27 protein-coding genes, 1 tRNA gene and 1 pseudogene are annotated in these 26,896 nt (G+C 67.5%); 6 read left to right on the plus strand and 23 right to left on the minus strand.

The window, feature by feature from the left end; all coding sequences use genetic code 11:
• Positions 1-142 precede the first annotated feature (142 nt).
• Positions 143-2,446, plus strand: coding sequence for a transglycosylase domain-containing protein (locus tag ACFVWD_RS16910; RefSeq protein ID WP_389596847.1), 2,304 nt, complete (start codon positions 143-145; stop codon positions 2,444-2,446).
• A 318-nt stretch (positions 2,447-2,764) separates the two neighbouring features.
• Here the strand turns inward: ACFVWD_RS16910 and ACFVWD_RS16915 are convergent, their stop codons facing one another.
• Complete coding sequence (locus ACFVWD_RS16915; protein ID WP_067374383.1) at positions 2,765-3,229, minus strand: GatB/YqeY domain-containing protein; 465 nt, start codon at positions 3,227-3,229, stop codon at positions 2,765-2,767.
• 152 nt (positions 3,230-3,381) lie between these two features.
• On the opposite strand from ACFVWD_RS16915, the gene ACFVWD_RS16920 reads away from it, so the two are divergent.
• The 3 genes from ACFVWD_RS16920 to ACFVWD_RS16930 all read left to right on the plus strand — a co-directional run bounded on the left by ACFVWD_RS16920 (position 3,382) and on the right by ACFVWD_RS16930 (position 5,482).
• The gene (locus ACFVWD_RS16920; protein WP_389596849.1) at positions 3,382-4,308 is read left to right on the plus strand and encodes a metallophosphoesterase; all 927 of its coding nucleotides are present in this window, start codon (positions 3,382-3,384) and stop codon (positions 4,306-4,308) included.
• Between the two features lie 271 nt (positions 4,309-4,579).
• Positions 4,580-5,380 carry a Pr6Pr family membrane protein gene (locus tag ACFVWD_RS16925; protein WP_389596851.1) on the plus strand — a complete coding sequence of 267 codons (801 nt, stop codon included), beginning with the start codon at positions 4,580-4,582 and terminating at the stop codon, positions 5,378-5,380.
• Positions 5,381-5,408: 28 nt separating this feature from the next.
• Positions 5,409-5,482, plus strand: a tRNA-Pro gene (locus tag ACFVWD_RS16930).
• A gap of 83 nt (positions 5,483-5,565) precedes the next feature.
• On the opposite strand, the gene xerC is transcribed toward ACFVWD_RS16930, so the two are convergent.
• The 16 genes from xerC to ACFVWD_RS17010 form a co-directional block, all read right to left on the minus strand.
• On the minus strand, positions 5,566-6,747 hold the full coding sequence (gene xerC, locus ACFVWD_RS16935; protein ID WP_389596853.1) for a tyrosine recombinase XerC: 1,182 nt from the start codon (positions 6,745-6,747) through the stop codon (positions 5,566-5,568).
• A 73-nt stretch (positions 6,748-6,820) separates the two neighbouring features.
• Positions 6,821-7,030, minus strand: a complete 210-nt coding sequence (locus tag ACFVWD_RS16940; protein ID WP_382288220.1) for a helix-turn-helix domain-containing protein — start codon at positions 7,028-7,030, stop codon at positions 6,821-6,823.
• Positions 7,031-7,211: 181 nt separating this feature from the next.
• Positions 7,212-8,357, minus strand: coding sequence for a DUF3631 domain-containing protein (locus ACFVWD_RS16945; RefSeq protein ID WP_389596854.1), 1,146 nt, complete (start codon positions 8,355-8,357; stop codon positions 7,212-7,214).
• A complete protein-coding gene (locus tag ACFVWD_RS16950) occupies positions 8,354-8,707 on the minus strand; it encodes a hypothetical protein (protein WP_389596856.1) in 354 nt (117 codons plus the stop codon). The genes ACFVWD_RS16945 and ACFVWD_RS16950 overlap by 4 nt, the downstream gene beginning before the upstream one ends.
• Entirely contained in the window at positions 8,704-9,618 is a 915-nt protein-coding gene (locus ACFVWD_RS16955) for a bifunctional DNA primase/polymerase (RefSeq protein ID WP_389596857.1), read from the minus strand. The genes ACFVWD_RS16950 and ACFVWD_RS16955 overlap by 4 nt, the downstream gene beginning before the upstream one ends.
• Before the next feature lie 88 nt (positions 9,619-9,706).
• The gene (locus ACFVWD_RS16960; RefSeq protein WP_389596858.1) at positions 9,707-10,216 is read right to left on the minus strand and encodes a hypothetical protein; all 510 of its coding nucleotides are present in this window, start codon (positions 10,214-10,216) and stop codon (positions 9,707-9,709) included.
• Positions 10,217-10,235: 19 nt separating this feature from the next.
• Positions 10,236-10,703 (minus strand): hypothetical protein, encoded by a 468-nt coding sequence (locus tag ACFVWD_RS16965; RefSeq protein ID WP_389596859.1) that lies wholly within the window; start codon positions 10,701-10,703, stop codon positions 10,236-10,238.
• 14 nt (positions 10,704-10,717) lie between these two features.
• A complete protein-coding gene (locus tag ACFVWD_RS16970; RefSeq protein ID WP_389596861.1) occupies positions 10,718-10,912 on the minus strand; it encodes a hypothetical protein in 195 nt (64 codons plus the stop codon).
• Positions 10,913-10,932: 20 nt separating this feature from the next.
• Positions 10,933-11,184 carry a hypothetical protein gene (locus ACFVWD_RS16975; protein WP_389596863.1) on the minus strand — a complete coding sequence of 84 codons (252 nt, stop codon included), beginning with the start codon at positions 11,182-11,184 and terminating at the stop codon, positions 10,933-10,935.
• Between the two features lie 140 nt (positions 11,185-11,324).
• Entirely contained in the window at positions 11,325-13,559 is a 2,235-nt protein-coding gene (locus ACFVWD_RS16980; protein ID WP_389596865.1) for a cell division protein FtsK, read from the minus strand.
• A gap of 84 nt (positions 13,560-13,643) precedes the next feature.
• A complete protein-coding gene (locus tag ACFVWD_RS16985; RefSeq protein WP_389596867.1) occupies positions 13,644-13,853 on the minus strand; it encodes a hypothetical protein in 210 nt (69 codons plus the stop codon).
• 74 nt (positions 13,854-13,927) lie between these two features.
• Entirely contained in the window at positions 13,928-14,866 is a 939-nt protein-coding gene (locus tag ACFVWD_RS16990; RefSeq protein WP_389596869.1) for a hypothetical protein, read from the minus strand.
• Positions 14,863-15,765: a DUF2637 domain-containing protein gene (locus ACFVWD_RS16995; RefSeq protein WP_389596870.1), complete on the minus strand. Its 903-nt coding sequence runs from the start codon at positions 15,763-15,765 to the stop codon at positions 14,863-14,865. Before ACFVWD_RS16995 ends, ACFVWD_RS16990 begins: the two co-directional genes overlap by 4 nt.
• Entirely contained in the window at positions 15,762-16,208 is a 447-nt protein-coding gene (locus ACFVWD_RS17000; RefSeq protein WP_389596872.1) for a Pycsar system effector family protein, read from the minus strand. The genes ACFVWD_RS16995 and ACFVWD_RS17000 overlap by 4 nt, the downstream gene beginning before the upstream one ends.
• Complete coding sequence (locus ACFVWD_RS17005) at positions 16,205-16,471, minus strand: DUF6284 family protein (protein ID WP_371645990.1); 267 nt, start codon at positions 16,469-16,471, stop codon at positions 16,205-16,207. Before ACFVWD_RS17005 ends, ACFVWD_RS17000 begins: the two co-directional genes overlap by 4 nt.
• Before the next feature lie 123 nt (positions 16,472-16,594).
• Positions 16,595-16,759: a hypothetical protein gene (locus tag ACFVWD_RS17010; protein ID WP_389596873.1), complete on the minus strand. Its 165-nt coding sequence runs from the start codon at positions 16,757-16,759 to the stop codon at positions 16,595-16,597.
• Between the two features lie 366 nt (positions 16,760-17,125).
• On the opposite strand from ACFVWD_RS17010, the gene ACFVWD_RS17015 reads away from it, so the two are divergent.
• Positions 17,126-17,521, plus strand: a complete 396-nt coding sequence (locus tag ACFVWD_RS17015; protein WP_389596874.1) for a GntR family transcriptional regulator — start codon at positions 17,126-17,128, stop codon at positions 17,519-17,521.
• A 216-nt stretch (positions 17,522-17,737) separates the two neighbouring features.
• On the opposite strand, the gene ACFVWD_RS17020 is transcribed toward ACFVWD_RS17015, so the two are convergent.
• Positions 17,738-18,316, minus strand: coding sequence for a flavoprotein (locus tag ACFVWD_RS17020; RefSeq protein ID WP_206697734.1), 579 nt, complete (start codon positions 18,314-18,316; stop codon positions 17,738-17,740).
• Positions 18,298-19,533, minus strand: coding sequence for a helix-turn-helix domain-containing protein (locus ACFVWD_RS17025; protein ID WP_382020360.1), 1,236 nt, complete (start codon positions 19,531-19,533; stop codon positions 18,298-18,300). The genes ACFVWD_RS17020 and ACFVWD_RS17025 overlap by 19 nt, the downstream gene beginning before the upstream one ends.
• Positions 19,534-20,063: 530 nt before the next feature.
• On the opposite strand from ACFVWD_RS17025, the gene ACFVWD_RS17030 reads away from it, so the two are divergent.
• Positions 20,064-21,005 carry a hypothetical protein gene (locus tag ACFVWD_RS17030; RefSeq protein WP_389596875.1) on the plus strand — a complete coding sequence of 314 codons (942 nt, stop codon included), beginning with the start codon at positions 20,064-20,066 and terminating at the stop codon, positions 21,003-21,005.
• Positions 21,006-21,023: 18 nt separating this feature from the next.
• On the opposite strand, the gene ACFVWD_RS17035 is transcribed toward ACFVWD_RS17030, so the two are convergent.
• From ACFVWD_RS17035 to ACFVWD_RS17050, 4 genes and pseudogenes are all read right to left on the minus strand, one after another.
• The gene (locus tag ACFVWD_RS17035; RefSeq protein WP_389596877.1) at positions 21,024-22,178 is read right to left on the minus strand and encodes a hypothetical protein; all 1,155 of its coding nucleotides are present in this window, start codon (positions 22,176-22,178) and stop codon (positions 21,024-21,026) included.
• Positions 22,175-22,702, minus strand: coding sequence for a DUF4365 domain-containing protein (locus ACFVWD_RS17040; protein WP_389596879.1), 528 nt, complete (start codon positions 22,700-22,702; stop codon positions 22,175-22,177). The genes ACFVWD_RS17035 and ACFVWD_RS17040 overlap by 4 nt, the downstream gene beginning before the upstream one ends.
• A gap of 627 nt (positions 22,703-23,329) precedes the next feature.
• Positions 23,330-23,656: pseudogene (locus tag ACFVWD_RS17045) on the minus strand (transposase); the annotation flags it as partial.
• Between the two features lie 249 nt (positions 23,657-23,905).
• Positions 23,906-26,827 carry a BTAD domain-containing putative transcriptional regulator gene (locus ACFVWD_RS17050; RefSeq protein ID WP_389596881.1) on the minus strand — a complete coding sequence of 974 codons (2,922 nt, stop codon included), beginning with the start codon at positions 26,825-26,827 and terminating at the stop codon, positions 23,906-23,908.
• Between the last annotated feature and the right edge of the window lie 69 nt (positions 26,828-26,896).

The following is a 26,896-nucleotide window of genomic DNA, read 5'->3' on the forward strand; positions in this document are numbered from 1 at the left end:
TCCCCAAAAAAGTTGGGGAACCTCCGGAACGATTCGGGGTCGCCGGACGTATTGATACGTGGCCATACTGCTGTGACAGTTGAGAGCAGCTTAGGCCAAGGCATATACGCGTGTCCGGCGAATGAGAACGTAGGCTGCCCCTATGCCAAAGAAGCGCTCGGGCGGTGGTCTGTCGCCAACGCAGCAGGCCGCCAAGTTCCTCGGTGTCAGCGTGCTCGCTGGAGCAGTCATGGCCGGAATCGCGCTGCCCGCAGCGGGCGCGCTCGGTCTCGCGGCCAAGGGTTCCGTCCAGGGGTTCGACGAGATTCCCGACAACCTGAAGAGTCCCGCGCTGAGTCAGCGCACCACCATCCTGGACCGCAAGGGCGGTCAGATCGCGACGGTCTACTCGCGCGACCGCACGGTGGTCGACCTCAAGGACATCTCGCCGTACATGCAGAAGGCGATCGTCGCGATCGAGGACTCCCGCTTCTACCAGCACGGCGCGATCGACCTGAAGGGCGTCCTGCGCGCCCTGAACCAGAACGCGCAGAACGGCGGGGTCGCCCAGGGCGCCTCCACGCTCACCCAGCAGCTGGTGAAGAACTACTTCGTGGAGGAGGCCGGCGACGACCCGACGAAGGTCGCCCAGGCCACCCAGCAGACCCTCGGCCGCAAGGTCCGCGAGCTCAAGTACGCGATCCAGCTGGAAGAGAAGCTCGGCAAGAAGAAGATCCTCGAGAACTACCTGAACATCACGTTCTTCGGCGAGCAGGCCTACGGCGTCGAGGCCGCCGCCCAGCGTTACTTCTCCAAGCCCGCCAAGGACCTGAACCTGGAGGAGTCGGCGATGCTCGCGGGCATCGTCCAGTCGCCCAGCCGGTACGACCCGGTGAACGACGAGGCGGAGGCCACCAAGCGCCGCAACACCGTGCTGCAGCGCATGGCCGAGGTGCACGACATCTCGCAGCAGGAGGCCGACAAGGCCAAGGAGGCGAAGCTCGGCCTGAAGGTCAGCCAGCCGAAGAACGGCTGCATCACGGCGGTCAAGGGCGCGAGCTTCTTCTGCAAGTACGTGGAGAACGTGTTCCTCAGCGACCCGGTCTTCGGCAAGACCAAGGAGGCCCGGGCAAAGGTCTGGAACCAGGGCGGCCTGACCATCCGTACGACGCTCGACCCGCAGGCGCAGCAGTCGGTGCAGTCCTCGATCAAGTCCCACGTCAACAAGTCGGACTCGGTCGCCACGGCGGCCACCCTGGTCGAGCCGGGCACCGGAAAGATCGTCGGCATGGGCCAGTCGAGGCCGTACGGCTACGGGAAGAACGAGACGGAGTACAACTACTCGGTCGACCGTGACATGGGCGGTTCGAACTACGGCTTCCCGACCGGTTCGACCTTCAAGCCGTTCGTGGCCGCGGCCGCGCTGGAGGAGGGCCGGCCGGCGACCCAGCAGTACCCGTCGCCGTACGAGATGGCCTACCCCAGCCCCGTACAGACGTGCAGCAGCAAGCCCTGGACCAACCTGACCAACGAGAAGCTGTCGAACGAGAGCACCGAGGAGAAGGGCCCGTACGCGCTGAAGACGGCGATGGCCAAGTCGGTCAACACCTACTTCGTGCAGATGATCTCGGACATCGGCATCTGCCCCGTGGTGAAGATCACCGACAAGCTGCACGTCGTGCAGGGCAATGGCGACAAGCTGCCCGAGGTGCCCGCCATCACCCTCGGCTCCAAGGGCATCTCCCCGCTGACCATGGCGAGCGCGTACGCCACCTTCGCCTCCCGGGGCATGTACTGCACGCCGATCGCCATCGAGTCGATCACCCAGAAGGCCGACGGCAAGGAGAAGTCGCTCGAGGTCCCGAAGTCGACGTGCTCGCGGGCCATGTCCGAGAAGACCGCGGACACCGTCAACACGCTGCTCCAGGGCGTGATCGACTCCGGTACGGGTCAGCAGGCCGGCCTCTCCGACCGCGACAACGCCGGTAAGACGGGTACGACGGACGAGCGCAAGAACGCCTGGTTCGTCGGGTACACGCCGAACCTGTCGGGCGCGGTCTGGGTCGGCAGCCCCAAGCAGAACGTCAAGATGACGAACATCCGCATCGGCGGCGTCTACCACGACCTCGTCTACGGCGGTCAGGTGCCCGGCCCCATCTGGAAGGACGCCATGACCGGCGCCCTCTCGGGCAAGGACTCCCCGTCCTTCAACCTCGTCGACATTCCCGACGAGAAGCCCAAGGACAACGGCCACGGCCCGGGCGACGGGAACAACGGCGACAACAAGGGCAACGCGAACGGTGGGAACACCACCAACGGCAACACCATCAACGGGAACACGATCAGCGGCAACACCATCAGTGGCACCACCGGTGACACGAACGGTGGCGGGTTCCCGACGCCTACGTTCTCGATCCCCTCGGGCTTCATTCAGGGTCAGAACGGCAACGGGGGTCGTCACGGGTAACCCACCCCGTCACGCCCGCTGACAGAGAGCGGCACCGCACAGTCGTCGGCCTCGGCGCTCCCCCGGTCGGGGGGAGGGCCGAGGCCGACGGCTTTCGGTGGGCGGGCTGGTACGGGTACGGGTGCAGGTACTTGTACTGGTGCAGGTACTCGTACGGGTGCAGGTACTCGTACGGGTGCAGGTACTCGTACGGGTGCAGGTACTCGTACGGGTACGGGTACGGGTACGGGTTCTGCGTCTGCTACTGGTGCTGGTCGTCTACTGCTGCTACTGGTTCCGGTCGTCTACTACTGCTACCGGTTCTGGTCCCTCTTGGGCTCAGCCCGCGAGCAGCTTCTTGACCACGGCGGCGACACGGCCGCCCTCGGCCTGCCCCGCGACCTTCGGGTTCACGATCTTCATGACCTGACCCATGGCGCGCGGCCCCTCGGCACCCGCCGCCCTGGCCTCCTCGACGGCCTGCCCGACGATCTGCTGGAGCTCCTCGTCGGACAGCTGCTTGGGCAGGTACGCGGCGAGGACTTCCCCCTCCGCCTTCTCCCGCTCGGCCGACTCGGGACGCCCGCCCTGCGCGAAGGCGTCCGCGGCCTCGCGGCGCTTCTTCGCCTCGCGGGTGATCACCTTCTGTACTTCGTCATCGGAGAGCTCGCGCTTCGTCTTGCCCGCGACCTCCTCCTTGGTGATCGCGGTGAGGGTCAGCCGGAGCGTCGCGGAGCGGAGCTCGTCGCGCTCCTTGATGGCGGCGTTGAGGTCTTCCTGCAGCTTCGACTTGAGCGTGGTCATGCCGTCGATTGTCGCAGGTGTGGTGCGGCGGTCGCCTGCTGATTTCAGCGCCGTGCCCGGGACGCGCCGTCGATGGGCGTGAGGCTGTCCACAGGTTCGAGGTCGTCCACAGGGGTGCACGCGGAGCTGACGGGGTCTGACACGATGGACGTATGCGCGCGCGATACGGAGTACCCCTGGGAATCACGGCGGTGGGCGCCGCCGGACTGTTGTACGCGGCGGGTTTCGAGGCCCGCTCGTTCCGCCTCCGACGGGTCACGGTCCCGGTCCTGCCAGCAGGCATGCGGCCGCTCCGCGTCCTCCAGGTCTCCGACATCCACATGGTGAGCGGCCAGCGCAAGAAGCAGCGCTGGCTGCGCTCCCTGGCCGGGCTGCGCCCCGACTTCGTCATCAACACCGGGGACAACCTCTCCGACCCTGAGGGCGTCCCCGAAGTCCTGGACGCCCTCGGCCCGTTGATGGAGTTCCCCGGTGCGTACGTCTTCGGTTCGAACGACTACTACGGCCCCAGACTCCGCAACCCCGCCCTGTACTTGCTGGAGAAGTCCCATGGCCGTCACGGTCTGAACGGCAACAAGCCGGTCGTGGGCGCCATCCACAACCCGTGGGAGGACCTGCGCGACGGCTTCGACACGGCGGGCTGGCTGAACCTGACGAACACCCGGGGGGTGCTCAAGATAGAAGGCGCCGAGATCGAGCTGACCGGCCTCGACGACCCGCACATCAAGCGGGACCGGTACGCGCGCGTGGCCGGCGGGCCGTCGGAGTCGGCCGACTTCTCGATGGGCGTGGTCCACGCCCCGTACCTGCGTACGCTCGACGCGTTCACGGCGGACGGCTACCCCCTGATCCTGGCCGGTCACACTCACGGGGGCCAGCTGTGCCTCCCCTTCTACGGCGCCTTCGTCACCAACTGCGACCTGGACACGGACCGCGTGAAGGGCCTGTCCACGCACACGACGGAGGGGCAGACGTCGTACATGCACGTCTCGGCGGGCTGCGGTACGAGCCGCTACACGCCGGTACGGTTCGCATGCCCCCCGGAGGCGTCACTGCTGACGCTGGTCGCTAGGCAGTAGGTCGGACGGCGGTAGGTCGGACTGAAGCGGGTCGGCCGGAATGTGCGGCGGTCGAGCGTGGGGGGCGATCGGAAGCGGCGTCCAGTGCGGCGGCGACGGGCAGGTCGATCGGGTCGTTCGGGTCAGCCGCGTCGTTCGGGTCGTGCGGGTCGTGCGGAGCGTTGATATTGCTGCTGCTGTTGCTGTTGCTGGGGTGCGAGTCCACGCTCGGCCGTCACCCACCCGGGTGACCCATATCGCCCGATTCACCCCCCGCGCTTAGCGTGGGGACATGATCGCCCCGCTCCCCAGGGACATACCCGACCTGCCCGCGATACCGGGCATCCCTTCGCCGACCCCCTTCATAGTCCCGGCGACGGCAGTGGTGGCCCCCGTGCGTCGCCCGCTGGTGGCCATCTTCCGCCTCCTGATCGCCCTCGTCGCGGCCGCGGGCGTGGCCATCGAGATGCGCCTGGGCAGTCCGCTCCACGTGCTCAGCTACTTCACCATCCAGGCCAACCTGCTGGTGGCGGTGGTCTTCGCCGCCTCGGCCCGGCGGGCATGGACGGCGCGTCGCCCGCTGCCCGCGGTCCTCACCGGCGGCACGCTGCTCTACATCTCGATCACGGGCCTGGTCTACCACCTGATCCTGGCGGACCCGTCCAGCGGCTTCTCCATGACCGGGGGTATCGCCCCGCCCACCGGCTGGCAGGCGGTGGCGAACCAGATCCTGCACACGGCGACCCCCATCGCCGCGGTGATCGACTGGCTCCTGCTGGCCCGTCCGGCGCCATTCGCCATCCGGCATGCGACGACGTGGCTTGTCTACCCCCTCGCCTACCTGGTCTTTTCTCTCGTCCGCGGAGCGATGCTGCCGCCGGGCACCCCGGCGCGCTACCTCTACCCCTTCGTGGACGTCGACCGGCACGGCTACGTGGGCATCCTCGGCAACACCGCGATCCTCGGCGTCGCCTTCTACGCCCTCGCCCTCCTCGTCATCGCTCTGGACCACGTCCGCCCCGACCCGTACCGCTACCGCGGCCGACGCCCCGAAAACCGGATTTCGTCTCCGGCCACCAGTGGGCTAAAGTAAACGACGTCGCCGCGAGAGCAGCGACAATCGGGGTGTAGCGCAGCTTGGCAGCGCGCTTCGTTCGGGACGAAGAGGTCGTGGGTTCAAATCCCGCCACCCCGACGCTGGTCAGAGGCCAGGTAGTAAATTTACTACCTGGCCTTTGTCGTGCCCGGGGGGCCAAACAGGGGGCCAAAGGGTTCGGGTCAAGCCCCGAGCGCGTCCGCCTCTCTGTCGTCATCGGCAAAGATCTCGTCCATCGCTTCGGCCCCCTCAGTGATCACCGGACGGAGCTGCTTCCGGTAGACCGCTTCCGTCGTCGCCTGGCTGCTGTGACCGACCAGGAGCGCGATCCGCTCCAGCGGGATCCCATGATCCGAGAGCAGGGACACGAAGCTGTGCCGGAGCTCCCGCGGCGTCCACTCCGGCTCCAGTCCAGCCTTCTTCACGATGGCCTTGAAGTCGCGTCGGACGTTGGCGGCGTCGAGCGGCTCGCCGCTCCGGGTCGTGAAGACTCGGCCGGCCGGACTCCACTCCATCCCCTTCGACGCCCGCTCCTGCTTCTGCCACCTCAGATGCTCTTCGAGGACCTCGACGACCTGCTTCGGCAGTGCGATAGTCCGGCGGCTCTTCCTGGTCTTGGTCTCGCCATGCTTGCGCACCGAGCGCCACACCGCGACGTGGGGCGGCACGCCCTCCTGCGGCGACAGGTAGACGTGATCCCAGGTGAGCGGTCGCGCTTCCTCCGTGCGAACGCCGCTGAGAAGCGAGACCACGAGATAGGCGTACAGCCGTGATCCGCGCGCGGCGGCCAGTACAGCCTTCGCCTGCTCCAAATTCAGAGCTTTGCTCTGACGACCGGGTCGCCCCTCCGGCACGGTCACCAGAAGCGCCACGTTCCGCACGGCCTTGTCCCTGCGCTGAGCATGCTGGATGGAACGGCGCAGGACAGCGAGCAGGTCCCGGAGGCTCCGAGTCGCAAGCCATTCGGCCCTGTCGTCCAACCAGTCGTCGACGTCGTCCGCGCTTAGGTCCTTCAGCTTGGCCTTGCCGATCAGCGGAATCAGGTGCTTGTTCGCCAGTGTGCGGTTCTTACTGACGGTCTGGTCATCGCGCCCCTTCAGGCCGCGTTCGAGCCAGTCGTTCACCGCTTCCGCCACGGTGTAATTGGCGGGCGACTTAACGCCGGTCTGCATCTCCTTCTTCAAGTCCCGGATCTTCGTCCGGACTTCGGTCTTCGTCTTGCCGTACACCTTCGGTCGGCGGCGCTTGCCATTCGGGGCGTGTCCCAGAGAGACAGCCCCCACGAATCGGTTCTTCGCCGGGTCCCAATAGATCGTGTCCTCACCGTGGCCTGCCCTGCGGGCGCGCTTCGGGGTCTCGGTCATGCTGCGGTGCGCCTCCAAGAAGCAGGTCCGCACCCTGAAGGGTGCGGCCCTGCTGAGATGGGTGGTGGGGAGTTCAGGCGGTGGCTTCTGCCTCGCGCTTGAGGAGTTCGACGTACTTCGCGATGTACTCAGGCGGCACGAGTCGGCGACGACCGATGCGAACGGTCTGGAGTCGTCCGAGACGTATTTCCTCGTAGACCATCGAGCGGCCAATCCTGAGAGCTTTCGCAGCCTCTTCGGGCCGGTAGAGGAGTTGTTCAGCCGGTGCAGTGGCGGTGCTCATGCGGTGGTGTGCCTCCTCGGCGGGGAGTCGGGGGCTCGTGACCCCCTCCCGTCAGGTCCGCTACATCCGCTACCGCCGCTACCGCGCAGGTCAGGGGCCTGTTCGAGGTAGCGGGAAGGGGTAGCGGTAGCGGCGGGGTAGCGGGTGGCGATGCCGGTTGCCGCTACCCCGTCGCTGCTGGTCAGGCGGTGTTTTCCATGCCGAGTAGCGGAGGTAGCGGACTTTCCGGGGGTGGGGGGCAGTAGCGGGCCCATGCGTCCCAGAGATCTGCGGCGTAGTAGCCCTTGAGGACGCTTCCGGCGGTCTTGATGTTGCGGGAGGCGATGGGCTCGTTGTCGCCGGTCATGTACTCCGAGAGCATCTTCGACAGGCGCCGGTTGTCGAGCGGCTTGCCCTGGAGATCGGCCCAGGGTGCGTCGTCGAGGGCGTTGAGCCGGTCGAGGATGGCGATCGTGGGCAGGCGGTCGATGCCGACCATGACGTGATCACGCAGGTCGGTCAGCAGCCGGATACCGAGACTGCCTTTGTCGTTGGCCCTGGACGCGGTCACCAGCGCGACGCATGCCGCGCGGGCCCGTTCGGGCCAGTCGCCGCCGGCCGCGTCGGCGATGGCGAGCAGGGATTCCCACACGTCGGCGGGCCGGTCGGTGACGCCGTCGGGCATGTCGGGCCAGGCGCCCATGACGAACCCGCGGGCGTGTTCGGCCCATTGGGCGAGGCGGTCACGGAGCTTGTGTCCCTCTGCTTCGTGGATGCGGGCGCGGAAGGCTTCCACGCGTTCGTTGCGGGCCCGTCGGCGCATGCGGATAACGATGGAACGGGTCATGATCGTGTCGGGCAGGTTGCCGAGTCCGGCGACCGCGACCCCGCAGTACGAGGGGAACGCCTGGACGGTCTGGTTGCCGCCGTCGCCGATGCACCGGTAGGTGACGCCGGTGCGGCGGTGTCCGGCGTTGAGGAACCCGCGCAGTTCCTCGTTGTCGCCGGCCTTGGGACCGAAGACGGTGTCGATTTCGTCGAACAGAATCGTGGGCCGGCCGTTCGGATTGGACACGGACCGGAACAGGGCGGCGGCGGACGCGTTGACGGCCGTCATGGGCTCGGGAACGAGGGTTTCCACGACTTCCAGCGCCCGCGACTTCCCCGAGCCCGGCTCCGGGGATAGGAACGCGAGGCGCGGGGTGGAGTCGAAGCAGTCGAGCAAGTGAGCGTGCGCGTCCCACAGCGCGACGGCGACGTAGGCGGCCTCGTGCGGGAAGACGTTGAAGCGGCGGTGGAAGGTTTCCACCTCGTTGAGCAGCGCGGCCCCGTCGATGGTGTCGGTCATGCGGCGGTCCTCCCTTTCTGGGGAGTGCGGAGCGGGCAGGTGTCGCGGTGGGCGGTGTGGTCCTCGATCAGGGCCAGTACGCGGGCTTTGCCGACGGCGCTGCGGTTCCTGCCGCACAGGCATTTCGAGGTGGCGGTCGGTACGGCTCCGCGCGGGGCGCAGATGTGCAGCCACGCGACGGGGTAGCGGCCGTCTCCGGTCTGCGGGTCAGGGCGAACGGCAATGGGGACGCCTTCGGCGACGCCCTTCGGCTCGCCCACGGCCGGAGTGTCCACAGGCTGTGGAGCGGCGTGCGGCGTGGTCGTGGTGGGGGTGATGCTCTTCAGAGGGGGGCCGGAAGGGGCGGTCATGCCGCGTCCCGCCGGCGCTGGTTGTGGGCGATGGACCAGTTGAGGGCGCTGCGGAGGGTGGCGCGGCACTGGGACGGCGGCAGTCCCACCGCCTCGCCTGCCTCCTGAAGAGCCTGCTCGACCTCGTGCCGGGGGAGGTCGCCCCACGCGATGAAGCGCCCCATGGCGCGCGCTGCCCGGAACAACCTCGCCTCGCGCTGGCCGAGTTGGGCTCCGGAGACGTTGCGGACCTCGTTGCCGAGCGCGGTATCCGCGTATCGGCGGGATTGTTCCGTTACGGGCGCTGCGGGGGCCTGTACGGGCTTGGGGGCCGGTTTCAGGATGCTCAGCAGCCACGAGGGCAGAGAAGCCGCCACGGGGCCGCTGACGGCTTCGTAGGGTCCGGCGGGGGTGATGCTGCCCGCGGCGACGACGTAGCCGCCCCATGCTCGGGTGTCGACCAACGGGGCGATCGTTCCTGCCGTGTTGGTCAGCCGCACCCCGGACGGCGCGGTGAAGTACAGGTGCTGGCCGCCGCTCGCGGTCCGGGTCCGGTAGGTGTCGGGGACGGCGTGGCCGGTGCGCTCGCAGAGCGCCTCAAAGGTCGCCGCGCCGTCAGGCGCGTCCCCATTGCCGTTGTCCTTGGGCATGTCGAGGTCGACGACCAGCAGCCCGGAAGGACCGGTAGCGATACCGACGTTGAACGCGCCCTGCGACCAGGTGGCGCGGATGCGCTCGGGGTCGGTTGTCGCGCGCTGCTCCCACTTCCGGTGGCCGCCCTCGCACGCTCCGGTGACCGGGCAGGTGGCCTCTCCGTGGAGGGCGGGGCGCTTGGTGCCGGGACGGAGCGGGAACACGTGCCAGTCGCGGTCGGCAGCGTTCAGCGCGGCGGCGAGTAAGGCCTCTCGCCGATTGTCGGTCGGTTGGGTCATGCTGGAGACCTCCACAGGTCTGTAGTGGGCAGGTGGACAAGGGCGGCCCCGGTTCTTTGGCGAGATGCGGGGGCCGCCCTTGGCGTAGCTACTGGTTCTGGGCCCAGAGGGCGTATTCCTGGCGGACGTAGCCGCACGGTTCGGCGGCGGCCCTCGGCTGCACCGCCCGGACCGGTCCGTCGTGGTGACCGCCGTTGCCGTCGCGGTCGTAGTCGACGAGCCGGCGAGCCGCTTCCGTGGCCACCTCGTCGGCGTCGCCCGTGATGCCGTCCTGTTCGTCGCGCAGCGCGATGCGGTCCAGCAACGCGGCCTTGCGCAGCCAGTACTCACGACCCGAGACCTCGCCGCTCGGCTTGTCGACGGCCGTACCGACGGTCCATCCGATCTCGCGGACGACGCTCGGGGCGAACGCGTACGCCGCTTCCGGAGTGGGCCACGGTCCCGGGTCGGCGCGGTGGTCGGCCCTGACGTAGAAGCGGTGCTGCTTGCCGTCGCGGGTGGGGCAGACGGTGACGGTGCCGGTCGTGAAGGTCTTGTCCAGTGCGGCGACGATGCGGTCGGTGTCGGCCGGGTCGCAGATGATGCGGATGTCGAACATGGTGCTCCTCTCGGGTTGGTCAGCCGTGGAAGTGGTTGCGCTTGAAGACGGCCTTGCGGATGTTGACCGTGGTCCCGCCGCGGTGGCCGCTCGCGCCGAAGACCTGCACGGCGACCCAGCCGCCGAAGATGACGGCGGCGAGGATGATGAGCTGGTGAATCAGCACGGCGAGTGCAGCGATGAACGTGGTGAGCAGCACCAAGCCACCGCACACCGCGCCGAACCCGATCCCCCCGAGCGCGATGTTCACCGCCGCAGGGGAGACAGCCGGCTTGGCGGCGACCGGTTCGGGCTTGGCTGACTCGATGGCGTAGCCGGTGACGACGCGGCCGTCGGGCAAGACGATGCTCGCCACGGCCGGGATGGCGTCGAGGTGCACGGGCACGAGCGGCATCGTGTGCGCGGAGGTGATCGGGGCGGGGTGGTGGACTTCCACGGCCGTCGGCTCGTATCCGGCCGGGCGGTGGTACGCGGTGGGTTCGTTCACGTCCTGGTCTCCCTTCAGCGGCCGGCGCCAGCGAGGGCGCCGGTGACGGCGGTGACGAGTTGGTTGACGGTGTCGCCGGCTCCGGTGCCGGCGAGGTAGAAGCCGAAGAGCACGGCGGCGACGGCCGCGCCGGCACCGAGCGCCCGGAAGCGCAGCAGCAGCGCGAGCACGGCGGCGAGCAGCAGCACGAGCGGGATGGTGATGACCATGGGTCCTCCCCTGGGGGTGGTCAGCGGGTGCCGGCGCGGTAGGTGCGCGCGGCGCGGTTGTAGATCCAGCGGCCGATGCGTATGCGCTTGCCGGTGGCCTGGCAGCGGCGGCAGTCCTTGCCGCGCTTGAGGCGTCCCTTGCGGTCGGTCTTGAAGGCGTGGCCCATGCCGTCGCACTTGCGGCAGTCGCCGAACGGGCTCAGCCAGCACTTGGCGCTGTAACTGAATGTGACGGTCAGCAGGAAGGTGGTAGCGAGGACGGGAAGGCTCATCAGGGGCCTCTCGGGCGGGTTTCGAGGGTTTTCGCAGGTGGGCCGCTAGGTGCTAGCGACCTGATCAGGGGCGATTTTGGTCGCTAGCAGGGTTGCTACCGGTAGCGACCCCTGCCGCTACCGGTAGCAACCCCTGGGACCTATCCGGCGTCCCGCTTCTTGTTGCGCTCCGTAATCGCTGTGGCGAGGTCCTCGCGCTTGATTCCGCGCTTGTTGACCTGTTCGCCGTCGATGCGGCGGCTGATCTGAAGCGTGCCGACGCCGAACGGCTTGAGGGCGTTGGAGAGGGCTTCGGCCTTGGGCTTGGGCTCCAGCTCGGCCCATGCGCCGTAGGCCTCGGGGCGCAGGTCGGCGAGGCGGTCGACGATGGTCTCGGACCACACCTTGGCTTCGCCCTTGCCGAGCACCTGTGCGACGTCGTCCAGGATGGTGGCGGACACTTCCGGGGCCGGGGCTTCGCCGGCCGCGTCGCCGGAGAGCGTGCCCTCGGCCTCGCGCAGCGCGGCGGCGCGGGTCAGGATGCGTTCGGCGTCGCGGCCGTCGGCGAGGTAGGTCCGCACGATCCCGGAGTCGTCGGACATTCCCTTGAGCAGGCCCACGCCCTTGTGGGACTTGAGCAGCTTGGACGCGTCCAGACCCTCGGAGTACGAGCCCGCACCGAGGATGGTGTCGGAGACCTGGTAGGCGCCGACGCGCAGCGCGAACCGCGCTTGGTGCTGGTCGCGCAGCTCCGAGGGGCACGCCTTGTCGTCCGGCTTCTGCGTGGACGTCATGACCGAGACGCCGACCGCCGGGGCGACCCGGGCGAGGTAGACCAGGAGAGAGAGGATCTCCTTGCCGTGCTCGGGGTGCTGCAAGTACTCCTGCACCTCATCGATCACGAACAGGATCAGGGGCATGTTCAGCTTCTTGTCCCGGCTGATCTCCGGGGTGAGCTTGCCCTCCGGGCAGACGTGCAGCGGCAGTTCGGAAAGCCGGTGGTACCGGTCCTCCACGTCCGCCTTCAACTCGCGCAGCGAGGTCAGCAGATGCCCCACCGGGTCGAACCCGTTCTTCGGCACGATGCCGAACGCGATGCGGTGGGCGACCAGCGCGAACTTGCGCCAGTCCGGCGACGCCTTCCCGTCGAACACGTACAGACGTACGTACGGGTCCAGCGCGGCAGCAAGCGCGATCGTGCGGGCAGAGAACGTCTTGCCCTGCCGAGGGACGGCGCCGACCAGCAGAGACAGCCACAGCAACGTGGCCATGACCGGGTTGCCCCGCTCGTCCACACCCCACGGGAACGGCTTCCAAAAGTCCACCCGAGTCGCCCCCAGCAACGGCGACTTGCCGGACGGAACGGCGAGCGGGTCACGGTCGGCGATCCAGTACGACACCCGCCGGCCGCTCGTCTCGTCCTTGTCCAGGAAGAGCTGAGTGGGCGCGATGTCCATGCCGGACGCGAGCCGGGCATGAGCCTTGACGGCATCCTCGAACGTCTTGCCGTACGGCAGATCCACCACGACGCGCCACCCGTCGCCGTCCCGACCGATCGGCCGGGGGAACGCAATCGACTGATCCTTGGTCGTCAGTCCGGACGCCTCATGAGCGCGGATGACGATGTCCGAGGACAACCTGCGCTTGCGGAACGTCACCTTGGCCATGTCGATCAGCGGCCGGTCCGCCGGGGCGCCGACCACACCGAGCGTGGTGGTCAGTGTGGCCACGGCCAGCAGGAGCAGCCACGACGGCGCCATGACGAACAGCGTCAGGGCGGCGGCGAGGCCGACGAACCCGGCGATCGTGGCGACGATCCCGCGCAGCCTCACACGGTCGTTGCGCTGCCGCGACAGCTTCAGATACTCGGCCGCGTCGTCAGCGGCCACGGCCGCGAGACGCAGGGGCTTGCCTTCCGAGTCGAACACCCACCGGCCGATCGCGGCCGACCAGCGCCACGCACCGCGCGGCGAGTACCACAGCACCTTCGGCGTGTAGATGCACGGCAGACGAACCGCGTGGAAGCCGACCACGGCAGAGTAGTGGCGGACCGCCCACCTGCGGACGGCTTTGCGCTGGTCGGGCAGCTTCACCCAGTCCGGCAGCACCGCAAACCGCGCCTTGTCCTTGGCCTCCATCCACTCCGCCACCGAGGGCGGGTAGACCTCCCGTGGCGGGTCGACCGTGGCACCCTCGGTGAGTCCTTCGGCCTCGGGGTCGTCGGTGTCGGGGAGTTCGGCCTCCCACTCCCCCGGCTTCACCACGCCCTCGGCAGGCAGCTCCGGGGCGGGGGCCGGGTCGGTGTCCTTCTTGAGCGGGAACGGCAGCACGTCGGCCGTCCGCTCGCCGGTGTCCTCCGGCTCGTCGGGGGGCGTGAATACGGTGGTCTCGGTCACGATGTATCTGCTCCTTCACGGGAGTCGAGGGCCCGACCGGTTGCTGTGGAAGGTGGGCGGTCGGGCCCAGCGGCGAGGGGTGGTTCAGGCGGGCAGCAGCGCGATGTCCGCGAGGCGGCCCTTGCAGCCGTTGGCGCCCAGCCAGGCGCCGATGTCGCGCAGGGCCCGGGCGCGGCAGTAGCCGTGCGGGCCGGTGACAGTGCCGGAGGCGAACGCGCGGCCCTGGCCGGGCACGGTCACCCACGCGTGCCAGGAGTAGGCGACGACGTGTGAGGCGTTATTGGTGCTGGTCACGGCGGTACTCCTCGGTGGTCAACGTGTTCAGGCAGCGCGCTGTTCGTCGTCGGGGTAGGCGCAGGGCACGCACATCAGGCGGCCTCGGGGTCGCTTCCGCGGCAGGACCAGGGCGAACAGCCGAGCGCGGCGCCGTCTTCGGCTTCCGCGTCGGCCGCGGCGTCGAACAGGTCGCCTTGCCGGTCGGCCCACTCACGGCGGGTCACGTGGTCGATGGGCGCCTGATCCAGCGGCAGCAGGCTGCGGTGCAGATACGGCTTGGCCTTGATGCCCCTCAGCTGGGTGTCACGGAGTTGCCGGTCAAAGTCGACCGCGTCCGCCCACTCCTCTGGGTAGTCGTCGCGCAGCTCGCGCCACTGCCGGTTGCCGTGGAAGGGGCAGCCGATGCACGCCGACTTGGGCGTCTCGCCCCAGCCGTGCGAACGCAGGTAGCGCAGGCAGTCGCTGCGCGTCCAGCCCTCACGGCCGTCCGCGGCGCCGTCCAGGTCGAGCAGCGGGAAGGCGTTGCGCAGGTACTTCACGCTGGCGTCCTTGGCCCGCTCGAACTCATCCCGGCTGATGCCGATGGCCTGCTCGACGAACACTCCCCGCGGTACCGGCTTGGGGTGCGGATAGCCGAGCATCGTGCGCACTGCGGCCTTGATGGGCTTGACCTTGTATTCCTCTGTGCACTGGCGCCGTACCATCGCGGCCCGTGTGCCCTCGCGGTCGATGACGAAGACCGGGATGCGGACGAACGAGCCGGGGTTGAGGGAGTCGGCGCGCAGGTTGCCGCTCACCCGCTGGGCATTGCCGCCCTCCACGCGCACGCGGTGGATGGGGATACCGGCGGGCTGGGCAATCTCGCGCTCCAGCCGGTCAAGGTGTTCGTAGACGCGGGCCGGTTCCCATCCGGTGTCCGCGAAGATTGCGGCATCCCACTTCGGCAACCGGCCCTCAGCCGCAAGCATCAACAGCGTGGTGGACTGCACCCCCGCACCCAGCGAGAGCACCCGTAGCCGCGGCGCCGTCATGCCGTCACCTCCTCACCCTGCGCGGCCCGATCGGCCCGCAGGGTCTCGCGCAGCGTCCGGGCGTTCTTCGGCGACGTGTGCACCGCGAGCCGGATCCCCTCGGCTGTCAGCTTCGCGTCCGGCCAGTCGGCGGTCACCGTGCGTGCTTCGGCGAGCAGTTGATCCGGCGTGCGCTTGGGTTGGCTCGATCGGGCAACCTCGGGAACCCGACCCGTCGCCCGGCGAGGGCGAGTCGACTCGGCCGCGGCCACCGGGCGCCGCTCGATCGCGGGGGCGGGAGTCGGGGCGGGGGTGGTCGGGACGGGCTTGAGGGGGAGAGTCGACTTCACGAACTCCACGGCCACCGGATCGGACATCCGCACCGAAGCCACGGGAACGGGCTGCGGGGTCGATTCCGCGAGGTCAGCCGTAGACCGATTACTCATGGTCTCGGACGATTCCTCCGCATTCGCGACCGGAGTGGGGATCGGGGCGGGGCGGTGGTGCAGCACCTTCGCGACCAGATCCGAGCCGAAGTAGATCGACCCGACCGGAAGCGAGGTGGCCAGCAGCACGAGCGCCCAGTTCGCCGGATCCCAGTCCGCGAGCCGTCCCCAATCGACCGTCCGGCCGTGCAGCTCGGGAACGAGCCCGTGGACGTAGTTGAGGACCAGCGAGGCGAGCGTGTAGGTGCCCAGCACCCGCAGCGCGAACGTCCGGTCACGGCCGGCCAGAACGAGAGTGGCGACCAGGGCGAGGGCCATGAGGCCGTCGACCACGAACGGGTAGAGCGTCGCGGCGGTGTGGTCCGCACCGATGGCGTTGGCGATGTCCCGCAACGCGTTCCACGAGACCCGGAACGCCATCGCGACGACCGCGACCAGCGCCGTCACCAGCAGGATCCTGCCCGTGCGGTTCATGCCGCACCCCCGAGGGCGAGCAGGGCCGCGAGGATGAGCAAGGCGCCGCCCGCGCGGGTCAGATGAACCGCGCGCCGCAGACCGGTGAACTTGGCGACGGCGATCCGGGACAGTCCCGCGATGTCCGCGGCCTGGTCGCCGGCGAGGGTGGCGCTGATCTCCTCGGCCGTGAGCGTCGCCCACAGCGGGAAGCCACGGCCACCGCCCAGGTTCGGCCGGACCGCCCGCAACAGCAGATCAGCCGCGGCGACCAGCAGCCCCATCCCGAGCCCGCCCACGACGTATGCGGGGACGGTCAGCGGGACGTCCTTGGCGACCGTCCACGATCCGGCGAGGACGGCGCCGACGAACGCCAGCAGCAGGCCGGTCTTGGTGTCGGTCCGCGCGATCTCCGCCTTCACCTCAGCGTGCGCGGCGGCGAGGTTCCCTTCTGGGGCGCTCACGCTCCCACCCCCGGAATGCGCATCGTGGTCATGTTCGCCAGCGCGAGGCGAGCGGTCAGCACCTTGCGGCGGGCCCGGCGGATGCGCCGCTGGTCCAGCTCGGTGGGGGTGCGGTCCAGCGTGATGATCTGCGCGTCCAGCAGCTCGACTTCCGCCCGGATCACGGGCATCTCGTGTGCGATGGCGTCCAGCTCTGCGAACGTCGGCTCGCGGTCGAACTCGTCGGCGGTAACAACCGCCTGGTCAGCACCGATGTGCTTCATGGGTCGTGGTTCCTCTCAGGGTGGTACGGCCCGAAAGCGCCCCCGGAGCAGCAACTCCGGGGGCGCGCGCCGTTGGTGGTGAAAAGCCGCGTGAACCGCGACGGTGAAGTGAGCTAGGCGGTCCTACTCGCCGTCGGTGTCCTCGGTGCTGGCGCCGCCGCCCATGACCACGTCGCCGTGGACGACGCCGCCGGACACGGCCACCTGATCGCCCAGGACCACGGAGCCGCCGAACGTGATGTTGCTGTCGCCGAAGTTGAAGACGGCGCCGCTCTTGCTGTCGCTCATGTGCTTCTCCTCTGTGCGTTGCGGACTTCCGCAGCGAGCTGCGGTGGATGGGTGGTCTCTCTTTCGGGGACGCGGCTGCCGGTTCAAGGAACAGCTCGCTAGGGCCCCGTTGTAGGCAGAAACCTTCTGCCATCCGGACTGCCAAGGGATCGCCTGAAACAGGCGACTGTCCGGTGCCCTCCCCCCGTCCGATGCGGGGCTCCTGGTCGTGCGGTCTTGCAGGTCAAGCAGTTGCGAACACAGCCGGTGAAGCCCTTCCGGGCCGCTCGTTCCGACGCAAGTTCAGATTGACCTAGGTCAATCTAACTGTCAAGGGGATCCACTGGAGGAGCTGAGATTGACCTAGGTCCGGTTATTCTCGAAGCCATGGACCAGAGCCCCGAAGCGCCCAAGCAGACGCCCACGGCCAAGGAGATTGCGGCGGAGTACCGCGAGAAGATCACGGGCCCCGACCGCGAGTACGCCCCGGGCGACCAGCTCCCCGCAGCCCGCAAGCTCGCCAAGGAGCTTGGCGTGCAGCTCATGACCGTTCAGAGCGCGTTCGGTCAGCTCCGCGATGAGGGGCTGGTCCTCACTCAGCAGGGCCGCGGAACGTTCGTCCGCGATCCTTCTGTGCCCCTCGGCACAGAGCCGGGTAGCAGCCCGGCATTCACTGCCTTGGCGGCAGAGCTCAGCACGATTCACGACGCCCTCCACCTACTCGGTCAGCGTCTGGATCGGCTTGAGCGGCTTGTGGGTAGCGAGACTCCACCGTCGCAGTGAGTTCGTCCGCGCGCCTCAGCAGGCGTTCGACCTTGACGCGCGCCTCGCTCAAACTCGCCTTAATGAAAGCGAGTTCAGCAGGAGTCATGCCTTCCAGCTCGCCGCTTCGCTCATTGATCCCTGGCATGCCAATGAGCATGTGGCCGGGAACGGCAGAGGACCCGGACAGACTGTCCGGGTCCTCTTTCGTTGCAGGCTAGGAGGGTTGACGACTCGTCACCGAGTGGCCTCGTCCACTGCGTCCAGCACTGCCGCCCACGGGAGCTCACGCCCCGCCGGCGCTTCTCGTGGCTCGTACAGCGGCCACACGTCGGGGCCGTAGACGACGTGCACGCCTCCAGCCCGGAGGGTGTCGATGTGGCGCTGCCATGCCGGGTGGCGGGCGTGCGCCGCGTTCACCCGCGGGAAGACAACGACGGGCAATCCGAGAGTGCCGATAGCCTCGCCCACCTGCGTCAGTGCCTGGTTGTCCATCAGGCCCGTCGCAAGCTTGGCCACCATATTGGCCGATGCGGGGGCGACCACGTAGCAGTCAACCGGCGGATGCGGTCGAGTGTCGCCGGGCAACCGCGGCTCGTCGCGCACGGGGAGACCGGTCAGCTTTTCTAGCCGCTCAACCTCGCCGCTCAACCGCAGCCACTGCCCCGCAGTCGGCGTCAGCGTGACGGCCACCTGCCATCCCCGCTCCATCGCGGGCTCAACGAGACCGGTACGCAGTGCTTCTACGCCTCCAGCCGCGGACCCGACGACTCCGAGCACCCCGCGCTTGCCTGAACTCACTGCACCGCCCTGCACCGTTGAGCCATCACGAACACCTCGGACGAACGGGAGCCACCAGTAACTGGAGACTGTTTGATCAGGTCCCGCAGTGTCTCGCGCACCCTGGGATTGTTGCGTACGAGCTGCGGCGATGTGCGCTCAGCGGTACGCAGCTCCGCGAACGCCTCATCGCCTTGTCCGGCGAGCGACAGGGCTCGCGCAAAGTCGATTCGGTGCGACACGCTGCGCTCCTGCGGCATGTGGTCCACGTTGATCCGCCCGTGTTCCACGACGTACGACACGTTGTCGAGGTCCAGCTCAACAGACAGGCGGTGGAGCAGGACGTTCGTGGGGCCAAAGCCGGTCTGCCAGTAGTTCTCATCCGACCCGAGGTCGTCCGCAAGTTCTTCGGCTCGGTCCAACAAGCCCGTTGCGGTGGGACGGTCCTGGTGGCGTGCTGCCGCCACAGCGGCGCGCAGATGAATCATCCCCAGCAGGCTCAGTGCCGCCGGGTCGCTCTCAGCGACCCGCGACGACAGCCATGCTGCGGCTGTGTTGCCCAGCTCCAACGCGTCGTCATACCGCCCGTTGGCCAGCAGGGCGTGTGTGCCGGACCGGGCGGCCGACGCCAACACAAGCGGGTCGTCCGACTCGTCCGCAGCCCGCATCGCGCGCTCGGCAGCAAGCCATGAGATGTCCGACTCGCCGATCTTCGCGAGCGTCGTTGCTGCGAGGTGGTGCGTCCGAGCCGACACCGCCCAGCAGTCGCTACGGTCCTCACCGCGGCGCGCCGCTCGCTCCTCAAGCTCCTGCGCCGTCTGGAGAAGCGCGGGAAGAGCGGCGATGACGCTGCCAAGTCGCCCACCCTGGTAGTCGTTCCATGCTTGCTCCACACGCACAGCCACGGGGGCGGGCGTCGGGAGCTGCACCTCGGCTTCACGGCCGAAGAGCAAGCGCGACAGGCGCCGCGGGCTCATGAGCGCGTCGCGCACGGCCGGCACGTCGTCCTGCTGCCTCTCGTCCTCTACAAGCACGGTCTGACCGAGCAAGTCTCCGAGGGGCACGCGCAGGATGCGCGACAGCTCAGCGAGCATGTCGATACGGGGCGGCTTCCGGCGCCCAGTTTCGATCTTGGCCAACCAGTCAGTGCTGTAGCCGACCAGCCCAGCCAGAACCTCTTGCGTGTAGCCGCGGCGCTTACGGTAGAACGCGATCCGCTCGCCGATGCTGAGGTGATCTCCGAGACCACGCATTGCGTGCTGCCTCCTGCTGGTTGGGGGCCGGTTTCACGGTACAGAGCCGGTGACGAGGCGGGTAGTTCGCCTTGCTCACCGTTGCAGCCAGTACAAGCGTGACGCGCCCAAAGCGAAGAGACCCGGACACAGTGTCCGGGTCTCTGATCTCGTGTTTCCCGCTCGCCGATGCGCAACGCAGAAGCCCGCGTCACTCTGGGCGTCACTGCGGCACGCGAGGGACTTGGAGCAGGCACTCACCATGGGCGAACGGGCCCTCGAAGGGGATCGGCAGTCGGTGCCATCGCTCATCATGACCAGCCGGGAGCTAGCTGCCGAGATGAAGCGCCGGTATGCCGCAGAACCTGCAGCGCGGGACTACCTCGCACGACTGCATGCCGTCGGCCAAGAGAAGCCCGGGTTCCTACCTCAGTGAACGCTCACGACGGCACTATGCAGGATCGGGAACAGGAACTCGCTCTGGAAGATCTCTAGCAGCCCGCGGAGTAAATCTGCTGCAGGCACGGGGCGAGCGCCGGTACCGTCTCGACATGGCATCTTCGCTCACCTTCGACAACCTTCTCGCTGGGGCTAGGAAGTTCGCCGATTCCGCTTTGGATGCGCACGCCCACGACGACGACGAGGTTTTCGTCCTTCACGCCGGTGTAAGCATCGAGCGGCTAGCCAAAGCGGCATTGGCTAAAACCACTCCCTTCCTCCTTATGGAGATGAAGGGAAACGACGACATGCTTCTTCATTTCGCGGGTCTGCAGGAGACGCCCCGCGTGCGCACGATTGGGGCATCCGGAGCCATCGCGAGGCTCAAGAAGATGGGCTGCTTGCCGCAGCGGGATTCTGAGCTGGACGATCTGATCGAGTTGCGAAACGGCGTCGCCCACTTTGAGGCGGGAACACCGAACGACTCGGACCCCCTTGCCACCTTCGCTCGCGTGACGAATCAACTGCTCGATCACCTCCAGATAGATCATCAGGAGTATTGGGACAACTGGATCGACATCGTGAGGATCGCCATCAACGAGTTGATCGAGAAGGTGGAGCGAGATGTATCCCGCCGAATCCAACAGGCTCGCTATCGGCTCGAAGAACGCTTCGATGATCTCCCGGACGGGTCCCTTCTTTCTTTCGCATCCCTCAAGGAGAGAAGTACCCACTATGGGGTTTGGATCGACAACAACAGCGATCTCGTAATTAATCACCGACGCCCCTGCCCAGCATGTGATCACGCTGGTGTCCTGGTAACCGGTCGGCCAGTAATGATCAGCCAGAATGGTCCTGGGATGGCCGAGGCAGTCCAATTCTGGTGCGGGGTCTGCGACCTCGCGCTCGAAGGCGCAGAGGCACTTAAGGCTGCGGGCTTCGACATAGAGGTTCCGCTGGTCAAAGAGGACGGCAGTCGCCTCTTCACGCCAGAGAACGAGATTCGGATGCATAGCGCTCTTCCGCAATCCGCCCTCAAGCCCACAATCACCTAGTGAGAACTAGAGATATTTTCAGGGTACTTCCGGACGGACAATGAACCCTGACGGGTTTTGCAGAAGATACCTGTTACCGCGCCTGACGAGGCTTCCGGTCACTGACACGGTGGCACCACTCTCATGGGCGCGAGTTGCTAGAGAATAGTCATCCTCGGTCAAATCGAGCCAGACGCGGCGCAGGCGATCATTCATGCCACCTTCGATGATCCCCGCGATGCTAATTTCACCCGCCCCGAGTGCGCCTTCCCTGTGAAGCCTGACCACTGCACCCACAACTGTGACGTCGTCTTCTGGAGCCGCAGCCCTCATCTCTTGAGCAGCCTCGCGCAGGACAACTACCTGATCCCGGTTCAGACTGATGGGCTCCGTCGGCTCGACCGGACGCGACAAGGCCCAGGAGAAATCGATTCGCGCTTCCCCTCCTTCTCTCGAAGTAAATCCAGAAATAGCCTCACAGAGGTTGGCATTGACGCCCTTTTCCGCACGGCGCGTAAAGGCATCGATTCCCTCTCGCCGTTGAATAATGTCATCAGCAGCCCAAACAGCTTCTCGCGTGGCTTCCATAAGCTTGAGGGAGACGCGGCGCTCAAACGGCTGACTCAACAACCTTATCTGCGGGTGATCGATCTCGATCTCGGTCTGCCCAATTCGCGGGGGCACCGGAATGTAGACGGTGAGGATATAGCTGCCCTCGAAGGTCGGCCCCAGGCGCACAGTGCGCATAAATTCTAGAGCCTTAGTCGGCTTACGAGCAGGTTGAACCAGTCGAGGTTGATCGGCGCTCTCCGACACGGCCCCAGCCAGGACCCATTGCCGCAGACTCTCAAAAGCCTTCACACCTTCATCGATTGGCGTGGTCCCAGGGTCGGCATCCGGGTCCGTGTGCACGTACTGCACATCCGCGTCGGAGATGGAGATCTCAAGGGAGATTTGGGTCTCGCTCCTCCCCTCAGCAGCGGAAAGAGTCTTGAGCAACTGTCGAATGTAAGACAGGTAGCCCCGCATCTGCCGATGCCGGGGCACGAACGCTTCGTAAGACTCGTCATGGGATACCCACAGAGTCCCACCCTGATCTTCCTGCGGGAACCAGCCGCGGGATGCCAAATAGAGGGAGATACGTTGCGGATCACTCGCTTGAGCGAAGTGAAATCCTCCAAGGTCGGTAATCATCCCGCAACCCTCCCTTCTTCCGGCGCATCGCCTTTAACTAAGCGAGTCAAACTTTCAACGGTGAGCAAATTCCCCTTGGGGACATGAACTGATTTACTCGACTGAAGGTCCGGATCAACAGGATCGCGGTCCATTAGGTCGACCCAATAAATGGCGTGGTGGAAATTACTCGACAGTTCGCTCGAGAGTACATAAGCAGCTTTCGAAGCAGGCGTGTGAGCCAAGAAGAGGTAGCGCCTGGTCGGCAGGTCCACACCCACTCGCCCGATCAAGTCATTGTAGTTCTTCACGGGGATTGGATAAGAGAAAGAATCCCCCACATAGGTAGGATTGCAACAAGACTTCACTTGCGCTTCGATCAGCGGATATCGCATCGTCTGGACTTTCCCAGGAAAACCGATCTGGATGTCGACACCATCAACATCGAGACTTCGCTTTCCTGGGTTCAGGCCCGCCGCGCAAGAGAGCGCCCAGACGAGTCCTTCAGCAAAGTGCCCCTGCCAAACCTCGCTGTTCAGCCCCACCCATTGCCCCCTTGCCGCAGATCGCAGCACTACCCCTTGACTGACCATAGTCATCGAAGGATGACGATCAGCGCAACGGGGCTGGAAGACAAGAAAGGATGATCTTGCCATCTGGGGCTCCGACCACGGCACTACCTCTTGGACTGATGGCACCCCAGTGTGGCGGTTCCTTTTGCTTCTCGCGCGCTCGCACCGGGCCTGTCACTCCTTCGGGCGCAGACGGCTATGTGCGTGTCGCCACTCAGCCGTCCCCCTCCCTTCGACACGCAGTCAACTGAGGTCGGATGGCTAGTCACCAGGGCGGACGCTCGGTCAGAGTGCGACAGGCAGGGGGCCAAACAGGGGGCCAAATGAGGCAGCCGCGCGGAGACCGTCCCGGACGCTAATGGACGATGCCGGAGCCGAACGGGCAGGTCAGTGAACGCGAAGCAAGGTCACGACGGGTGCCGATCGCGTTCGGGACGAAGAGGTCGTGGGTTCAAATCCCGCCACCCCGACAGCTGAAACACCAGGTCAGGCCCGGTTTCCGGAAACGGAAACCGGGCCTGATGCGTTCCCTGGACCGTCTTGGGAGTGAGCGGGGAGTGGATCATTACACGCACCCAGGGGGCACCATAAAATTGGGCGACGCAGCCAGTTGCTCACATCCACCGCAAGCATGATCCGCCCGTCGGCCGCCCGCGGCAGCGGCGTGGAGGCAAGGAGCCTGCGCAGGCGGCGCGGCTCCAGCCAGCCGTGATTGACCGCGTCGTACATCGCCCCGTGTCCACGCCGGTGCTCGGCCGTGAGCGTCAGCTCGGCCGGCGATGTCACCGGACCGTCCGCACACAGCACCGCGTCGGTGAGCTCGAAGAGCGCATCCGCCCGGGTGTAGAGGCAGTCGTAGAACTCGACACGAAACCGGGTGGTGCTGGTGCGGAACGTGCGGGTGATGAAGCTGGCGGACCGCCGCATCCTGGTGGACTCGATGGCCGGGGACTCCGTGGTGACAGCGGAGGCGGTGAGCGTCCCGTCGTCAACGGCGCGCAGCAGGAGCCGTGCGGTGTCGTTGTCAACGTAGACACCCGCGGCCTCGGGGTCGGTGGTGTCGACGCCCTTGTCCGTCTCGGAGCCGCGGAGGAAGCGCAGCATCTGGTCGGGCCCGACGGGGCCTTCGAAGCTCTCGGGCAGCGCACGCCAGACGGCACGGCGGACCCCGCCAGGTCACGGCGACGATGGTGGCGCTGTAGCCTTCGTCTGGTTCACGTCGCCGATCGTCTGCCATAACCGCAGCGCCCGCCCGCGGTGCTGGTGCGCCAAGTCGTGGACGCCGGCGGCGGCGTCCAGGTCGCCGATCAGTTGCCAGCACGCGGCCTCGTCCTGGCGGTCGCCGTGCCGGTGGAACAGGTCCGCCGCGCGTTCCAACGCCGGGCTCGCCCGGTCCCGGTCGTGCTGACCGGCGTAGACGCGGCCGACTTCCAGCAGCGTGTACGCGGCGCACCGCTCGTCGGCCAGTTCCTCGAAAGTGGCCAACGCCTGCCACAGGCAGCGCAGCGCCTCGTCCGGATCACCGCGCCGATCGTGCAGCCGGCTGAACCGCCGCAGCACGACCGCCACCCGATGCCCGTCGTCGAGCGCCCTGGCCTGCCGCAAGGCCCCGTCGAACCAGGACTCCGCCTCGTCGAGTTCGCCCTGCATGAGCCGCATCACGGCCATCGAACAGGACAGCTGCGCTTCGAGGTGCCGGTCGCCCTCACCGACCGCGATGGCCAGCGCCTGCTCGATACGATCGACGGCTTCGTCGTAACGACCCTGCACCCGGCTGACCGTGCCCAGCATCGCCACCGACAACGCCTCGCCGCGCTTGTCCCCGCCGTCCTGGCACAGCCCGACGGAGGACTCCAGGGCACGGGTCGCCCCGTCGAACTCGTCTCGGTAGATGTGCAGCTGGCCAAGTCCGCGCAGCAGCACCGATGCGCCGCGCACGTTGCCGGCGGCCTCGGCCGCGTCCAACGCGATCCGGTGCCCGTGCTCCCAGTCCTGATACAGGCACCGGTGGTCGTAGTAGGTCACCGGGCCGGCCGCCAGCTCCCAGGCCAACTCGTCCAGTCCCCAGTCCACGGCCAGTTTCACCGCGCCGAGCAGGGTGTCGCGTTCCACGTCGAACCAGCCGACCGGGTCGGCCATCAGCCGGTCCACGACCGTGTCGGGTAACGACCGGCGCGGCGCCGAACCGGACTCGCCGACCAGCAGCCCGGCCGGCAGCCGATCGGTGCCGCGCCCGGCCAGATCGAGCCAGGCGGACAGCACCCGGACAATCGCGTCCCTCTTGTCCGCCGCCGGCAGCTGGGCGGCGATCTCCACGGCACAGGTCCTGATCAGGTCGTGCAGCCGGTAGCGCGGCTGGCCGATGGCGTCGGTGGCGGTCAGCCGCACCAGGCTGGCGTCGACCAGGGTGTCCAGCACCTCCTCGGCGTCCGAGCGGTCCAGCAGCGGGCCGAACACCCAGCCGGGCAGGGTGTAGGCGCCGAGCAGACCCAGCAGGCTCAGCGCGCGCACCGCGTCGGCCGGCAGCAGCCGCAAGCTCAGTTCGACGCTGGCTCGCACGCTGAGATCCCCGATCCTCAGCTCGGCCAGCCGCCGGGACTCGTCCTCGATCCGTTCCCGCAGCACCCGCAGCGACCAGGCCGGGCGGCCGGTGAGCTTGGCGCTGGCGATCCGGATCGCCAGCGGCAGGTTGCCGCAGCAGTCGAGGATCGCGTCGGCCTCCGCCGGTTCCCGCTCGACCCGCCGCCGCCCGACGATGCCGGTGAACAATTCCCGCGCCTCTGCCGGGCTCAGCACGTCCAGGTCGATGTGCCGGGCGCCGGGAAGTTGCGTCAGCAGAGTGCGGCTGGTGATCAACACGGCACAGCCGTCGGCCCCCGGTAGCAACGGCAGCACTTGATCGGCGTGACCGGCATCGTCCAGCACCACCAGCATCCGGCGGTCCGCCAGCAACGACCGGTAGAGCGCGGCCCGTTCGGACAGGCCGTTCGGGATCGCGCTGCCGGCGATCGAGAGTGCACGCAGCGCCTCGGCCAGCATCAGCGCCGGGCCCCGCGGCTCGTCCGATGTCCCGGCGAGGTTGAGGTAGAGCTGGCCGTCGGGGAAGGCGGCGCTCGCCAGCCGCGCGGCGTGCGTCACCAGACAGGACTTGCCGACACCGGGACCGCCCACGATGACGGCCACCGGGGCCCGGTCCGGCGCCGACGCGTCGAGTAATCGGGCGACCTGGGCCAGCGCGTCGGCTCGGCCCACGAAGTCGGGTACATCGAGCGGCAGTTGACGCACCGGCATCGCCATAACCGGTTCGGTGGCCGCCGCGCCAGGACTTTCCGGTCGTGTGTCCGAGGGACCGCTCGCAGGGGCAGAGGCCGCCAGGGCGGGATCGGCGACCAGGATGCGCCGATGCAGCGCCTGGATCGGCGGGGTGGGGTCGACGCCGAGTTCGCCTGCCAGTGTCTGGCGCAGCCGCTCGTACACCTGCAGCGCCTCGCCTTGTCGCTGGCACCGGTAGAGGGCGACCATCAAGTGTTCAGCGACGTGCTCGTCGTAGGGGTGCTCGCGTAGCAGGGCGGTCAGCTCCTCGATGACCTCACGATGACGCCCCAGGTCGAGTTCGATGCTCAGGCACTGTTTGTGCGTGGCCGCGCGTTTCTCGTTCAGCCGTGCCGCATCGAGCTCCAGTACCCGGCTGGAGATGCCGACCAGGGCGTTACCGCGCCAGCAGGCCAGCGCGCGCCGCAGCGCGACAGCTGTCTCGAACGGGGCCTTGTGCCGTTCGGCGAGGTACCGCTCGTGGTCGAACTCCAGTAGGTCGAGCTGATCCGGGGCCAGGTGGATCTGGTAGCCGCCGCGCCGCGTGCTGATCAAGGAGCCGGGTGCTCCGCACGCGGCAAGGTTGCGGCGCAGCCCGGAGAGAGCGTCCTGGACCTGGCGGACCGCGGTGGCGGGTGTTTTCCCGTCCCACATCACGGCGACGAGCCGTTCCCTGGCGACGACGTTGTTGGCGTCGACCAGAAGCGCGGCCAGCATCTTGGCCTGCCGCGGTCCGTCGAGCCGGACCTCGCGCCCGGTGATCTGGGCGTGTAACGGCCCCAGCACGCCAAATCTCATGTTCCCCCCGGCACTTCACAATCAGCGCCGATTCCCTGGCTGACCTGGCACTAGGAC

Source organism: Streptomyces sp. NPDC058086, from assembly GCF_042885015.1.
Taxonomy (GTDB): domain Bacteria; phylum Actinomycetota; class Actinomycetes; order Streptomycetales; family Streptomycetaceae; genus Streptomyces.